Below are 13,887 nucleotides of genomic sequence, written 5' to 3' on the forward strand. Positions count from 1 at the left end.
GAAGCGGGGGCTGCGGCCCCCGTTTTCATTCCAGCGACAGCAGCACGGCCTCGACGCGCCTGTTATCCTCGCGGCCTTGCGGGTCGAGATTGCTGGCCGCCGGGGCTAGATAGCCCACGCCATCGGCCTCAAGCCGACCCGCGTCGATATCATAGGTTTCGATCAGCCTGTCCCGCACCGCCTGCGCACGGCGACGGGACAGGTCGATATTCCCGGCCAGACCGCCAACCGAATCCGTATGCCCGACAAGCGCGATCCGCACGCCCGGATTCTCGGTCAGATAGGCGGCAAGATTGACCAGTGAGTCATAGGGCCCCGGTCCAAGAGCAACGGCGCCGGTTTCAAATTCGAGGTCGCGCAGCACGATATGGCCGTCACGCTCGAATTGGTTCACCGTCTGCCGGGGCTGACCTGCCTCCAGCGTTGGTTCGATTTCGGCCACGGGTTCGGTTGGAACCTTTTCGCCCTCATCTGGTGAGACTTCGATAATCTGGATGTAGGCGGATGCCCGGCTCTTGCTGACCAAGACGCTCAGGGCTTCGCCGTTTGTCTTCTGCGCGGCCACGTAGCGGAAGTTCCTGATGTCGACATACATGTCCGGGGCCGGGGTGATCTCGGTCCGGAAACGGAAATCGAAGCCGCCGCATTCGATATCCTTGCAGGCGTACAGCACCTCGTACCCGGCCTGCTCAAGCTGAGTCCGGATCGGTTCAAGCACCTGAAGCGTCGTCAGGTCGGAACTGTTGATCCGCCACGTGCGGCGCGCAACCTCTCCGGTAAAGGTCTCGGTCGGCAGGATACCGTCACGATAGGCGCCCACCGGCATCGCGTAGTCATCAAGCGGGATCACCCGTTCGGACAACATGCGCGCGCCCACCGGCAGGGACAGCTCGATCGCCGCGACCGGCGTTGCCGCCAGTATCAATGCGGCGATCAGGCGGATCATCTTGCCTGCGCGTGATAGGCGTCGTTCGGGCGCATATCCGTGGCACTTGCCACGCGGTTGGACATGTTGAAAAAGCCGGTGACATTGGCGATGTCCCAGATATCGCGGTCGCTAAAGCCGACCTCGCGCAGGGCCTGCCGGTCGTCTTCCTCGACCTTGTGGCTTGAGATCGTAACCTTTTCCGCGAATTCCAGCATCGCCCGCTGGCGCGCGTCCAGATCGGCCACCCGGAAATTCATCACCAGCATCTCGCCAAGCACCGGATCGCCGGACAGCTGGCGCACGGCGGCACCATGGGCGGTTAGGCAGTAAAAGCACTTGTTGATCGAGGACACCACGACCGCGATCATCTCGCGTTCAAGCTTGGAAAGCCCGCTGTCGGCCAGCATCAGGTCATTATACATGCCGGTAAAGGCGTTGAGCTTGTCGATGTCGAACGCGTTCGCCTTGAGCACATTGGGCACCATGCCAAGCTTTTCCATGCAGATGTCGAAATACTTCTGCGTCGCTTCAGGCAACGGATCGACCATCGGCAGATCCAAGGCAGTCGGCTTGTCTTTTTCAGTCACGTGTCACTCTCCCTGTAGTGCTGTGTCGGTAATGATAGTGCCCTGTCACGGTCATGCCCAGCGAACGGTACAAACCATTGGCCGGGCCATTGGCATCCGTACACATCACCGACAGGGTGTGGGCACCGTTGTCGCGCGCCCAGAATGCCGCCGCGCGCATGAACCAGCGGCCCATGCCAAGGCGGCGCTGTCCCGGGCAAACCTCGACCGCGTGGACCATCGCGACACCATCATGGATCGCGACAAAGGCGACGCCGCCCGGCTTGTCGTTGAGCCGCCCAAGCAGGCTGACTCTTTGGCCCTTGGTGCGTTTCATGACCTCGATCCGTTCCGGGCCGATGCCGCCGGCCGCCCAGATTTCCCGCATGATCGCGAGCGGCTCCCAGACCTGAAGAACCGTCACGCGGGGGATCGCCACATCGCAGAGCGTCTCTGGCGGGCAGGCGTAGATCGTGACCGGGTCAAGAATGGCATAGCCGCGCGCCGCCAGTATCCCGTCCAGATACTCCTGACCTTCGCGGATCTGGAAGATCAGCTTTTGATCCATCGCCAGCATTGCTTCTTCGGCGCGGTCGATATCGGCCTCGGTTACCGGTCCATCTGCGGTTGTCGCCGACACCCGGCTGCCGCCGCCCCGTCCCTCGCGAAAGGTCCAGGGGTCCTCTTTTCGATAAGTGGCCGCTGGCCATGTGCCGTCGATGACGGCGTACCAATCGGGCGGTGTCATGCCAGCGCCTCCAGCGCGCGCACCAAAGCTGTCCGCGCGGCAGTGACCCGTGCCGGATCGCTGCCGCGCAACACGACATTCGCGCCGTAACGGCCGTTTTCCTGAAACGGGTAACAACCGATGGACAGGTCGGTGTAGGTGGTCGAAATCGAGGTGAGCGTTTCCGCAATATCGCCTTCGCCCTTGTCGACACGCAGGGATTCAGAGATCAGCGGCGCACCGCCGGTCAGGCCGGGCAGAACGCTGGCCACCATCGCCTCAAACACCGATGGCACACCCGCCATCACGTGTACGTTGCCAATGGTAAAGCCCGGCGCAACCGACACTGGGTTGTCGATCAGCGCCGCGCCATCTGGAATTCGCGCCATCCGCAGCCGGGCTGCGTTAAGCTCGCGCCCGGTCCGTTCGTAATGCGCGGCAAGCAGGGCACGGGCATCGTCGCGGATGCCAATCGGCGTGTCGAAAGCCTCGGCAATGCAATCGGCGGTGATGTCATCATGGGTCGGCCCGATGCCGCCGCTGGTAAAGACGTGATCGAACCCCGCCGAGAGCGCTTTGACCGCCGCGACGATGGCAGGCGCGTCGTCGCTCACCACGCGCACTTCTTTCAGGTCGATCCCCCGCGCCGTCAGTTGTCCGGCAAGATGATACAAATTCGCATCGCGAGTCCGCCCGGACAGGATTTCATCCCCGATCACAAGCATGGCGGCAGTCGGATTGGGCATGGGCGGAACTCCTTGAACGGTTATTGATCTGGGTATAGGCCGCGTCTCATGCGCTTTCAAACCCCTCTTGTTCCGGCTTGGCTGATCCGGCGATACAAACGCTTTCTTGCAGATTGCCAGCTGGAAGACGGGCGCGAGATCACCGCCCATTGCGCCAACCCCGGCTCGATGATGGGGCTGGCAGAACCGGGCGTGAAAATCTGGCTCGAACCCAATGACGATCCGAAAAAAAAGCTGAAATACGGCTGGCGTCTGGTGGATCACGAGGATGGGAATTTCACCGGCGTCGATACATCCGTTCCGAACCGCGCCCTACGCCACGCACTCGAGGCGCGTGAAATCCCGGAACTGGCCGACTACGAAACCGTCCGCCCCGAGGTGAAATACGGCAAATCCAGTCGCATCGATTTCCTGTTATCCGGCGCCGACCTTCCCGATGCCTATGTCGAAGTGAAATCCGTAACCCTGTCGCGCCAGCCGGGACTTGCCGAATTCCCCGACAGCGTGACCGCGCGGGGCGCCAAACATCTGGCCGAACTTGCGGATATGGCGGCTGAGGGGCATCGCGCAATCATGTTCTACCTGATCCAGCGCACCGACTGCACGTCTTTCGATCTTGCCCGCGATATCGACCCTGCTTATGCAGCCGCCTTCACCGCTGCGCGTGCCTCGGGTGTTGAAATTCTTTGCTACGATTGCGATATCACGCCTCAACATGTGTCGCTTGGTCGCTCTGTGGCCGCCGTGACCTGACGACCATTGGATTTTAGAGACGGGTCGTTATAATCGAAACTATCCAAAAGGATGGAGAGCCCTTGTTGAAGAACGAACATCGTGGCCGCCTGACCAAGGACGGGATCCGGATCTACGAAACCGCCGATTTCGCCGGAATGCATACGGCTGGCGCGCTTGCCGCGCAGATCCTTGACGACGTTGCCGAGCATGTGACCGTTGGCCAGACGACCGAAGAGCTTGACCGCCTGATCACCAAGATGGTCGAGGACGCGGGCGCGACCTCGGCGACCATCGGCTACAAGGGCTATCAGCACGCAAGCTGCATTTCAGTAAACCACGTGGTCTGCCACGGTATCCCCGGCCCAAAGACACTGAAGGATGGCGATATTCTCAACATCGACGTGACCGTGATCGTCGATGGCTGGTACGGCGACACCAGCCGCATGTACGTGGCGGGCAAACTGCCGCGCAAGGCGGAACGTTTGATCGACGTCACCTACGAGGCGCTGATGCGCGGAATCGAGGTGGTCAAGCCGGGCAATACCTTTGGCGATATCGGTCACGCGATCCAGACCTTTGTCGAAGCCAACCGCATGAGCGTCGTTCGCGATTTCTGCGGTCACGGGCTTGGCCGCGTGTTCCACGCGCCGCCGAACGTGCTGCACTATGGCCGTCCCGGCAATGGCGCCGTTCTGGAACCGGGCATGTTCTTTACCATCGAACCGATGGTTAACCTGGGCCGCCCGGAAACCAAGACCTTGGCCGATGACTGGACTGCCGTGACCCGCGACAAATCGCTGTCGGCGCAGTTCGAGCATTCGATTGGCGTCACCGAGGACGGTTGTGAGATTTTCACAAACTCGCCGGGCAACAAATTCCACCCCACCTACGGTTAAACCGCTGGCGGCGCGTCCGGTTCAGGCCGCGCCGTACCATAACAACGTGACATGCGTATCGCCGTATTTACGTCGGTCATGCAGATCGAACCCCTCCGGGGCCTCCTGCGGGCTACTTTCTTCCCAGACAATCAGCGCGCCGTCGGCGATCCATCCACCGGCGCTCGCCGACGCCAGCGCCTTTGCTCCCAGCCCCTGACCATAGGGCGGATCGAGAAAGACAAGATCGCAGGGCGCATCGGCATCGGGCAGCCGCGTTGCATCCTGCCGGATCAGCCGCGTCTCTTCCCCGGCGCCGAGCAGGGCAATGTTCTTGTCAATCAACCCCTGACCGACCCGGCCTTTCTCTGCGAAAGTCACATGCTCCGCCCCCCGCGACAAGGCCTCAAGCCCCAACGCGCCGGTGCCGGCAAAGAGGTCCAGCACCCGGGCACCGTCGAGCACGTCCAACGACATCAGCACCGAGAACAGGCTTTCGCGCACCCGGTCGGTGGTCGGGCGCAGATGCGCCCCGGCATCGCCCTTGCCCACCGAGGTCAGCGCGCGGCCGCGATACCTGCCCGCAATGATCCTCACGCTTTCAACAAGGCCTTCATGTCGGTTGCCGGGTCGGCGATGACATCGGGCGAGGGTGATTTGCCCGCGTCGATCAACCGCTTGCCGATCATGTAATTGCGTGGGTCGTTCATCGCGTCCACGGCCAGCAATTCATCGCCATTGTAATACCAGAAGGACACGGTTTTACCCTCGCCTTTGCGCGTGATGATCCGATCATAGCCCGTATTCAGCCCGGCAATCTGCAATTTGACGTCATACTGATCTGACCAGAACCACGGCTGTGGCACGTATTCGACCGTATTGCCCAGCAGGTTGCCCGCAACGCATTCCGCCTGATCGATGGCATTGGGCACGCTTTCCAACCGGATGCGCCCGCCCTTATAGGGAAAGGACGCGCAATCCCCGGCGGCCCATATGTTTTCATCCGACGTCCGGCCAAACGCATCGGTCTTGATCCCGTTGTCAAGGATCACCCCGGCCATTTCGGCAAGCTGGGTCGACGGCGCAATGCCGACACCCACAACCACGAAATCCACCTCGAGCGTGGTGCCATCGGCCAGCACCGCCCCGGTAACCTTGCCATTCTCGCCCGTCAGTTTTTCCAGCCCGACACGCTCGAGGATCTTCACGCCGTGTCCGGTGTGGAGATCGCGAAAGAAATTGCTCGTCTCGGGCGCGGCGACCCGTTGCAGGATGCGGTCGGCCATTTCTACCAGCGTGACCTGCACACCGAGCTTGGTCGCGACCGCCGCCGCCTCAAGCCCGATATAGCCGCCACCTACGATTAACGCGCGTTTGCCCTCGCTCACCATCGGCGCCATCGCATCGACATCGGCCAGCGTCCGCACGACAAAGACTCCGTCCAAGTCGCCGCCAATCGATGAGGGCAGGCGGCGCGGGTCCGATCCGGTGGTCAGCACCAACTGGTCATAGGGGATGACCTCGTCACCCAGATGCACGGTCTTCCCGTGTCGGTCGATGGCGGTAACCGGCTGACCCAGCTTCAGCGTCACCTTCTGGTCGTCGTAAAAGCTTTCGGGTCGCAGAAACAGCCGCTCAAGCGCCATGTCGCCCAGCAGATAGGCCTTGGAAAGCGGCGGGCGCTGATAGGGAACAACCGGTTCCGCCCCGATCAGGGTGATATCGCCGTCAAACCCGTCCTTGCGCAGCTTGGCCACCAGAGAGGACCCGGCCTGACCGGCTCCGATAACAACGATATGGGTCATGCGCCCGACCTTTCGATACTGCTTCGTCATCTTGTCGGCGCACCCTATATGGGCCACAAGGTAAATAGCAAATCCAACAGGGGAAACATCATGACCATTTCCAAAGGCGACAAACTTCCCGATGCAACGCTGACCCGGATCGGTGCCGAAGGCCCGGAGCAGATCCCGCTGGCCGACAAGGTAAAGGGGCGCAAGGTCGTGATCTTTGCCGTGCCCGGCGCGTTCACCCCGACCTGTCATTCCGCTCATGTGCCCAGCTTTATCCGCACCAAGGAACAGTTCGATTCCAAGGGTGTTGACGAGATCATCTGTGTCTCCGTCAACGACCCCTTCGTGATGAAAGCATGGGACGACGCCACTGGCGCAGGCTCGGCCGGGATCACCATGCTCGCCGACGGAACCGGTGAATTTACCAAGGCCATCGGGATGAGCTTTGACGTCGCTGCGGTAGGTCTCATGGGCCGCTCAAAGCGTTACGCCATGCTGGTCGAAGACGGCACGGTCAGCATCCTGAACGAGGAACTCGGCACCGGATGCGAGATTTCAGCGGGCGAAGGTCTGCTGGATTCGATGCAGTAAGCTACCAATGAAAAAGGCGCGTCCCTAAGGGCGCGCCTTTCTTTATTCGGACAGGGACTCTCAGCTTTCCTGAACGATCGTTCTCGTCGGGAACGGTATATCGACCCCGGCAGCATCCAGCGCCTCTTTGACCTTGCGCTTGATATCGGCCTGATACTGGAAATACACCGCGCTGTCGCACCAGGCCCGGGCCAGGAAATCGACCGAGGAATCGCCAAGGTTGTTCACTTGCAGGAACATCTCGGGCGAGTCATGGGTGCGTTCATCGCCCATGATGGTCTCGCGGATCACGGCTTCGGCCTGTTTCAGATCTGCGCCATAACCCACACCAAACGTCCATTCGGCCCGGCGGGTCGGGTAGATCGAATAGTTGACGATGGTGCTGCCCCAGACCTCGGAGTTCGGCACGATGATCTGGACGTTTCCAAGGCTGGCCAGTTCCGTATAGTTCAGGGTGATCGTCTTGACCGTCCCCATTTGACCGTTGATCTCGACGAAGTCGCCGGTCTTGATCGGGCGGAAAAAGATCAGCATCACACCCGCCGCCACGTTCGACAGCGTGCCCTGCAAGGCCAGACCAATGGCAAGACCGGCGGCACCGACTGCGGCCACGATAGAGGTGGTCTGCACGCCGAATGTGTTCAGCACGAAGATGAACGTGAAGGCAAGGATCGTGTAACGCAGGATCGACCCAAAGAAATCGAACAGGGTTACATCAAGATGCGCATAGCGTTCACCGATCTTTCGGATGCGGGTATGCGCCCACGAGGCAATGAACCACCCAGCGACCAGAATCGCGATTGCAGAAAGCACCGATCCCGCAATAGACGCCAGAAATTCAAGTGTCAGAACGTCACCCACGGTGGTGCCGTTCCAGATTTCAGTCCCAAGTACTTCTTCCATCAAACCTCTGCCAAGCTGTCCATTTTCCGCGCCAATTTCACGTCGAGCGAGCTTAGTCCCTCGACATCATGCGTGGTTAGTACAACTTCCACGGTCTTGTAAACATTGTGCCATTCCGGGTGGTGGTTCCACTTTTCCGCCCAGAAGGCGGCCTGGGTCATCCAGCCAAAAGCCCCGACAAAGTCATCGAAAGTGAATGTTTTCTCGATGGCGTCCCGGTCGTCGCACATTGCCCAGCCCGTCTCGAACAAGGGGGTCAGCAGGGTTTTGCGGGTTTCTTCCGAAAGCTTTTCGGTCATTCCTGTTCTTCCACTTCTATCTTCCTGAACGGTCCGTATTCCGTCAGGATTTCGATCTCTTCGGCCACCGCTTCACGCTCGGCGTCGAGATAGTCCTTGATGGCGCGGGCAAAGCCCGGATTGCCGACCCAGTGCAGCGAATGGGTCTCGCAGGGCAGATACCCTCGCGCCAGTTTGTGTTCGCCCTGCGCGCCGGCCTCGACCCGTGGCAGCCCGTTTTCAAGGGCAAAGTCGATAGCGCGGTAATAGCACAGTTCGAAGTGCAGGCAGGGGTGATGCTCGACGCAGCCCCAGTAGCGGCCAAACAACGTCTTGCGCCCGATAAAGTTCAGCGCGCCCGCAACGTAATTTCCCTCACGCTCGGCCAGCACAAGGGCGATGTCGCCGCGCAGGCTCTCCTGCGCGAGGGTAAAAAAGCGCCGCGTGAGGTAGGGAGAGCCCCATTTTCGCGCGCCAGTGTCCTGATAGAACTCCCAGAACGCGTCCCAATGCTCGGGTTGGATCTCGTCGCCGGTATAGGTTCGGATCGTCCCGCCAAAGGCATTGGCCTGCGCGCGTTCCTTGCGGATGTTCTTGCGCTTGCGCGACGACAGGCTGGCAAGGAAACCATCGAAATCGCCAAATCCCTGATCCAGCCAGTGGAACTGCTGGGTGCTCCGAGGCATCAGCCCCATCTGCTCACCGGCGTCGGCCTCGTCCGCGGTACAAAAGGTGACATGCAGCGACGACACCTCGTTATTGTCGGCAAGCTGCACCGCGCCCTGTACAAGGGCGGACATGCCGACCTCGCGGTATTCGGGACGCACTAGAAACCGTCGCCCGGTCGCCGGGGTAAAGGGCACCGCGATCTGCAGCTTGGGGTAATACCGCCCGCCAGCGCGCTCATAGGCATGCGCCCAATTGTGATCGAAGATATATTCGCCCTGGCTGTGTGACTTCAGGTACATCGGCGCGACCGCGATCAGCTCGCCATCCAGATGTGCGGCAAGGTAATGCGGCTGCCACCCCGTTCCGGTCCCGACCGAGCCGCTATCTTCCAGCGCCTTCAGAAATCGATAAGTCGTGAACGGATCATCCGGCGCGCCGCCATCCGCCGCCTCGGGGCAGGCACAGGCATCCCAGTCCTCCGGCGCGATCTGCGCAAGGGAGTTCAGGACATGAATTTCGATTTGCGCCTGGTCCATGGTCTTTCCGTCGTTCCCCAGCTCCTAATGTGTAGCAGCGGCGCGGGGGATCAAGACGGCATCGGGGCCGCGTAGCTTTCAAAGGTGATGTTATCGGCACGCTTGCGCGCTTCTGCCTCCGCTTCGGGCGATCTGATCGTCCAGCACAGCACCGGCACCCCGGAGTCGTGCAGCTCGCCCACGCGAGGACGGAACAGATTCTTGGCCTCGTGGCTGATGAAACAGGCCCCGACCCGATCGAAATCCGGGATCTCGCGCAAATGCGCGCAGGTTTCCGACGTCAGCGGCCAGTCCTCCGGATCATAGCCCGAGGTCGTCAGCCCGCGCGGCACATCCGGCGCCAGCCGCGCCATTTCGGCCATGCTGTGCGGGTTGAACGACATCACTGCCAGCGGACCTTTATAGCCCTGTAATGCCTTTGCGGCTGCCGCTTCAAGGGCGCCGGTGTTGGGTCCCATCGCCCCATCCTGATCCTTCAGCTCGACCAAAAGCGGCACCTGACCTGCGACGATCTCAAGCACCTCGGCAAACCCGGGAACTGTCTCACCGTCGCCATTGCTAAGGGCGATCTGGGCCAGTTCCTGGGCAGAATGCTGCCGCACGGTGCCGGTCGCACCGGTCAGGCGCTTCAGCTCGTAGTCGTGAAAGACAACAGCCTGCCCGTCGGCGGTCAGTTGCAGGTCGATCTCGATCCCATAACCTGCGTCGATTGCAGCGCGAATGGCCGCACGGCTGTTTTCGGGCCGTCCGTGTGTCTTGTCGTGATAGGCGCGGTGAGCGATAGGCAGGCGCAGGAACGCCTCTGGCAAACTTGTCATTTGATCTGAAAGATGCCTTCGATTTCAACGGCCACACCCAGCGGCAGGGAAGCGGCGGAAACGGCAGACCGCGCATGACGCCCGGCATCGCCCAGCGCTTCGACCATGAAATCTGAACAGCCGTTGATCACCTTGGGCTGATCGGTAAAATCCGCAGTGGAATTGACGAAACCGGTCAGTTTCACCACCCGAACCAGCCGGTCCAGATCGCCGCCACAGGCCGCCCGAACCTGCGCCAAAAGACTGATCGCGCAGAGTTTTGCTGCCGCGGCCCCTTCTTCGGCACCAAGATCCGCGCCCAGCTTGCCCTTTACCGGCCCGTTCGCATCCTGCGAGATCTGTCCCGAGACATAGACGATGTCACCGGTCTGAACGTAGGGCACGTAATTCGCTGCCGGGGCAGGGGCGTCGGGCAGGGTCACGCCCAGTTCTGCAAGTCTGCTTTCAATGCTCATCTCGGGTTCCTTTCAGGCGGTATTCGTCGCGCACGCTAACCGCAGCCCTGCGCGACGAAAAGCCTATTCTCGGAACGCCTTGATGAAATAATCCGCCAGCGGTTTGATGAAATACCACATGGGCGACCGTTCCTCGGTCCGGATAAAGGCCTCCACCGGCATCCCCGGCAAAAGGACGGTCCCGACAGGCAACCGTTCCTGCTCGCCCTCGTTCAAGGCGATCTCGGTCCGGTAGAATGAAAACTGGCCGTTCTGATCCTCAAAGGCGTCGGCGGAAATCTTGGTGACCGTTCCGAAAACTTCGGGGGTTTCGCGTTGATCCAGCGCCGAAAAGCGCAGCGCCACTTCCTGTCCGACCGAGATCTTGTCGATATGGATCGGCTCGACCCGGGTCGCGATGACAAGAGGCCGGTCCTGTGGAACGAGATAGAGCACCGGATCGGCAGGCCGGATCACTGAACGTGGCGTATGCACCTGAAGCCCATAGACGATGCCCGAAACTGGTGCGGTGATATCCAGCCGCGCCAGCCGTTCCTTGAGCGAGCGCCGTTTTTCGGCCAGTTCCAGTTCCTGATATTGCAGGTCGCGCAGACGGGTAATCGCCTCTTCGCGCTGCTGCGAGCCCAGTTTGAGCACCTCGATGTCGATCTCGGTGATCCGGCCCTCAGCCTGCGCCTCGGAGGCTTTCAGCTCACCCAAAGTCCCGTCAAGGTTTGCGGCAGTCCGCTGCAGGTTCAGCACCGTACCTGCCTGGGCCAACCCGCGATCCAGCAGCGATTGCTGGTTGGTCAGCTCGGTATCGATCAGCTCTAGCTGGCGACCAAGTGAAACCTGCTGCGCGTCGATCCCCTCGATCTGGTTCTGGATCTGGCCGCGGCGCTTTTCAAGCTGGTCGGTCTCGTTCGCGACGGATTCGCGACGCGCCTGAAAAAGGCGTTGCTGGCCGTCGATCAGTTCCGCAACCGTCGGACGGTGTTTCGCCATCTCAAGCAGTTCTTCGTCAAAATCAATCTCGGTGGCATCGTCCCGCTCGGCTTCAAGCCGACCCCGGCGGGCCATCAGTTCGAACAGCTGGCCCTCGGTAATCAAAAGCTCCGAGGCAAGGAATTCGGCATCAAGACGGATCAGCGTCTCGCCCATTTCGACCGTATCGCCTTCCTCGACAAGAATTTCGGTCACCACCCCGCCGTCAGGATGCTGCACCACCTGCCGGTTGCTTTCGACTTCGATCCGGCCCGGCGCGATGACGGCGCCGGCGATATTGCTGACCACCGCCCATGTGCCGAACCCGCCGACCAGCGTCAGCAGGCCAATGAAACCGATGATCAGCGGCGTACGGGCAGACCATGAATTATCGCTCATCGGACACCTCCCATAGCGGCGGTCTTGGTCAGTTCTTCATGGTTGGATACCATTTCCTTGAGCACCTGCGCCTTGGGACCGAATGCCGCGCGTGTGCCCTGATCAAGCACCAGCAGCATATCGCATTCCTGGATCGCCGCGGGGCGGTGCGCCATGATCAGGCAGGACCGGCCCTCGGCCTTGAGGGACCGGATCGCCTGGTTCAGCGCCATCGAGCCTTCGTTGTCGAGGTTCGAGTTCGGCTCGTCCAGAATAACGATGACCGGATCATCGTAAAGCGCACGGGCCAGCGCGATACGCTGCATCTGCCCGCCGGACAGGCGTCCGCCCCCCGCCGCAACCCGCGTATCGTAGCCATCGGGCAGGTGGACGATCATGTCATGCGCATCGGCCTTCTTTGCCGCCGCAACGACTTTATCCGCATCGGGTTCGGTTCCCAGGCGGGCGATGTTCTCGGCGATGGTGCCGTCAAACAGCTGCACGCGCTGCGGCAGATACCCGATATGGAGGCCCAGCACATCCGCGTCGTACTGGTCGAGCCCGGCCCCGTCGAGCCGGATCGTCCCGCCCGCCGGTTTCCAGACCCCTGTAAGCGCCCGGGCCAGCGTCGACTTACCTGCGCCCGATGGACCGATGACGCCAATCGCCTGACCCGGTTCCACCTTGAAGCTGATGGTCCGCAATGAAGCGCGGGAATCACCCGGCGGCACCAGCGTCAGCGATTGCACGTCCAGCTTGGCGCGCGGTTTGGGCAGGGCGGTGCGCTCATGCTCCGGCGGCACCTTGTCGAGCAGTTCCGCAAGGCTGTTCCAGCCTTTCTGCGCCCGCTGCACCGCACTCCATTGGCCGATGATCATCTCGATCGGGGCCAGCGCGCGGCCCATCAGGATCGACCCGGCGATCATCGCCCCGGCGGTCATTTCGTTCTGCAACACGAGATAGGCGCCCAGACCCAGCATCGCGGATTGCAGGAACAGCCGCAGAGTCTTGGTCATGGTGGTAAAGGTCCCGCCGACATCATTGGCCGAGATTGATTCCTTCAGCGAGGCATCGCGCGCCACCCGCCAGCGCCGGAAGGCGGCACCGCGCATCCCCATGCTCTGGATCATCTCGGATTCGTTGCGGATTTCCTCGGACAGAAGGCCCGCCCGGTGGGACGAGCGGTTCGCCTGCATCATTGGTCCGCGCGAAAACAGCTGGTTCAGCAGGGTAATGCCGATCAGCACCGCGCCGCCGCCCATGGCAAGGAAGCCCAGCCATGGGTGGAACAGCATGATACCGGCAAGGAACACGGGCGTCCACGGCAGGTCGAAAAGGCTCATGAGCACTGGCGAGGAAATCAGGCGCTGAATCGATTCAAGGTCCGACAACCCGGTCTGCGCCGCCGGATCGGGCGCGACAGCAGAGCGACGGATCATCGCATCAAAGACCCGTTGGTCCAGCGCGGCCTGGAACCGGGCACCGACACGCGCCATGATGCGGCCGCGCGTGTAATCGAGAATGCCCATCACGCCATAAAGAAAGACCACCAGCAGCGACAGCGCCACCAGCGTCGCTTCGGACCGGCTGCCAAGCACGCGGTCATAGACCTGCAGCATGTAGAGCGGCCCCGTCAGCATCAGCATATTCGCAAAAAAGCTGAAAAGACCGACGGCCCAGTATAGCCCACGACTTTGTCGCCGCGCCTCGCGTAGTTCTTCGCGGCCTGATTTGTGTCTCACTTGGTGCTCCGTCCTGCCCACCGTTTGGGGGTTATTGACAATTGCTGTGCGTATATTGGCCATACATCACCAATATGCGAACAGCCTGTTTCTTCTCGGCCACATATTGTTTAAGTGAACACCGATGATCTGTGAACTGCGCCTCATTATACTAAATAGTCGCATGAATACCGCTTCGCCTTTA

Annotated in this window: 16 protein-coding genes; 3 read left to right on the forward strand and 13 right to left on the reverse strand. The window is 61.1% G+C overall.

Features of this window, described 5'->3' with window-relative positions:
* Positions 1-25: 25 nt before the first annotated feature.
* From ACU0FH_RS09980 to ACU0FH_RS09995, 4 genes are read right to left on the reverse strand one after another with little or no spacing between them, the layout of a single operon-like run.
* The gene (locus tag ACU0FH_RS09980) at positions 26-946 is read right to left on the reverse strand and encodes an OmpA family protein (protein WP_446194470.1); all 921 of its coding nucleotides are present in this window, start codon (positions 944-946) and stop codon (positions 26-28) included.
* Positions 943-1,515, reverse strand: coding sequence for a peroxidase-related enzyme (locus tag ACU0FH_RS09985; protein WP_233145532.1), 573 nt, complete (start codon positions 1,513-1,515; stop codon positions 943-945). Before ACU0FH_RS09985 ends, ACU0FH_RS09980 begins: the two co-directional genes overlap by 4 nt.
* Positions 1,508-2,242 (reverse strand): GNAT family N-acetyltransferase, encoded by a 735-nt coding sequence (locus ACU0FH_RS09990; RefSeq protein WP_446194471.1) that lies wholly within the window; start codon positions 2,240-2,242, stop codon positions 1,508-1,510. Before ACU0FH_RS09990 ends, ACU0FH_RS09985 begins: the two co-directional genes overlap by 8 nt.
* Entirely contained in the window at positions 2,239-2,967 is a 729-nt protein-coding gene (locus ACU0FH_RS09995; RefSeq protein WP_446194472.1) for a competence/damage-inducible protein A, read from the reverse strand. The genes ACU0FH_RS09990 and ACU0FH_RS09995 overlap by 4 nt, the downstream gene beginning before the upstream one ends.
* Before the next feature lie 48 nt (positions 2,968-3,015).
* Here ACU0FH_RS09995 and sfsA point away from each other — a divergent pair, with 48 nt between their 5' ends.
* Together sfsA and map are read left to right on the forward strand one after the other, a co-directional pair.
* On the forward strand, positions 3,016-3,720 hold the full coding sequence (sfsA, locus tag ACU0FH_RS10000; RefSeq protein WP_446194473.1) for a DNA/RNA nuclease SfsA: 705 nt from the start codon (positions 3,016-3,018) through the stop codon (positions 3,718-3,720).
* A gap of 65 nt (positions 3,721-3,785) precedes the next feature.
* Positions 3,786-4,598, forward strand: a complete 813-nt coding sequence (gene map / locus ACU0FH_RS10005; protein ID WP_446194585.1) for a type I methionyl aminopeptidase — start codon at positions 3,786-3,788, stop codon at positions 4,596-4,598.
* Between the two features lie 21 nt (positions 4,599-4,619).
* Here the strand turns inward: map and rsmD are convergent, their stop codons facing one another.
* A complete protein-coding gene (rsmD, locus tag ACU0FH_RS10010) occupies positions 4,620-5,174 on the reverse strand; it encodes a 16S rRNA (guanine(966)-N(2))-methyltransferase RsmD (RefSeq protein ID WP_446194474.1) in 555 nt (184 codons plus the stop codon).
* Complete coding sequence (locus tag ACU0FH_RS10015; protein ID WP_446194586.1) at positions 5,171-6,382, reverse strand: NAD(P)/FAD-dependent oxidoreductase; 1,212 nt, start codon at positions 6,380-6,382, stop codon at positions 5,171-5,173. The genes rsmD and ACU0FH_RS10015 overlap by 4 nt, the downstream gene beginning before the upstream one ends.
* A 90-nt stretch (positions 6,383-6,472) precedes the next feature.
* Between ACU0FH_RS10015 and ACU0FH_RS10020 the strand changes: the two genes are divergently transcribed.
* On the forward strand, positions 6,473-6,961 hold the full coding sequence (locus ACU0FH_RS10020) for a peroxiredoxin (RefSeq protein ID WP_088631624.1): 489 nt from the start codon (positions 6,473-6,475) through the stop codon (positions 6,959-6,961).
* 60 nt (positions 6,962-7,021) lie between these two features.
* Here the strand turns inward: ACU0FH_RS10020 and ACU0FH_RS10025 are convergent, their stop codons facing one another.
* From ACU0FH_RS10025 to ACU0FH_RS10055, 7 genes are all read right to left on the reverse strand, one after another.
* Positions 7,022-7,864: a mechanosensitive ion channel family protein gene (locus ACU0FH_RS10025; protein ID WP_446194475.1), complete on the reverse strand. Its 843-nt coding sequence runs from the start codon at positions 7,862-7,864 to the stop codon at positions 7,022-7,024.
* The gene (locus ACU0FH_RS10030) at positions 7,864-8,163 is read right to left on the reverse strand and encodes a 4a-hydroxytetrahydrobiopterin dehydratase (protein ID WP_446194476.1); all 300 of its coding nucleotides are present in this window, start codon (positions 8,161-8,163) and stop codon (positions 7,864-7,866) included. Before ACU0FH_RS10030 ends, ACU0FH_RS10025 begins: the two co-directional genes overlap by 1 nt.
* On the reverse strand, positions 8,160-9,347 hold the full coding sequence (locus ACU0FH_RS10035) for a GNAT family N-acetyltransferase (RefSeq protein ID WP_446194477.1): 1,188 nt from the start codon (positions 9,345-9,347) through the stop codon (positions 8,160-8,162). The genes ACU0FH_RS10030 and ACU0FH_RS10035 overlap by 4 nt, the downstream gene beginning before the upstream one ends.
* A gap of 50 nt (positions 9,348-9,397) precedes the next feature.
* Positions 9,398-10,165 (reverse strand): glycerophosphodiester phosphodiesterase family protein, encoded by a 768-nt coding sequence (locus tag ACU0FH_RS10040; RefSeq protein ID WP_446194478.1) that lies wholly within the window; start codon positions 10,163-10,165, stop codon positions 9,398-9,400.
* Positions 10,162-10,620: a RidA family protein gene (locus ACU0FH_RS10045; protein ID WP_238372023.1), complete on the reverse strand. Its 459-nt coding sequence runs from the start codon at positions 10,618-10,620 to the stop codon at positions 10,162-10,164. The genes ACU0FH_RS10040 and ACU0FH_RS10045 overlap by 4 nt, the downstream gene beginning before the upstream one ends.
* Before the next feature lie 63 nt (positions 10,621-10,683).
* Positions 10,684-11,982: an HlyD family type I secretion periplasmic adaptor subunit gene (locus tag ACU0FH_RS10050; RefSeq protein ID WP_446194479.1), complete on the reverse strand. Its 1,299-nt coding sequence runs from the start codon at positions 11,980-11,982 to the stop codon at positions 10,684-10,686.
* On the reverse strand, positions 11,979-13,766 hold the full coding sequence (locus tag ACU0FH_RS10055) for a type I secretion system permease/ATPase (RefSeq protein ID WP_446194480.1): 1,788 nt from the start codon (positions 13,764-13,766) through the stop codon (positions 11,979-11,981). The genes ACU0FH_RS10050 and ACU0FH_RS10055 overlap by 4 nt, the downstream gene beginning before the upstream one ends.
* Positions 13,767-13,887: the final 121 nt, after the last annotated feature.

It is taken from the genome of Heliomarina sp. (assembly GCF_052826185.1).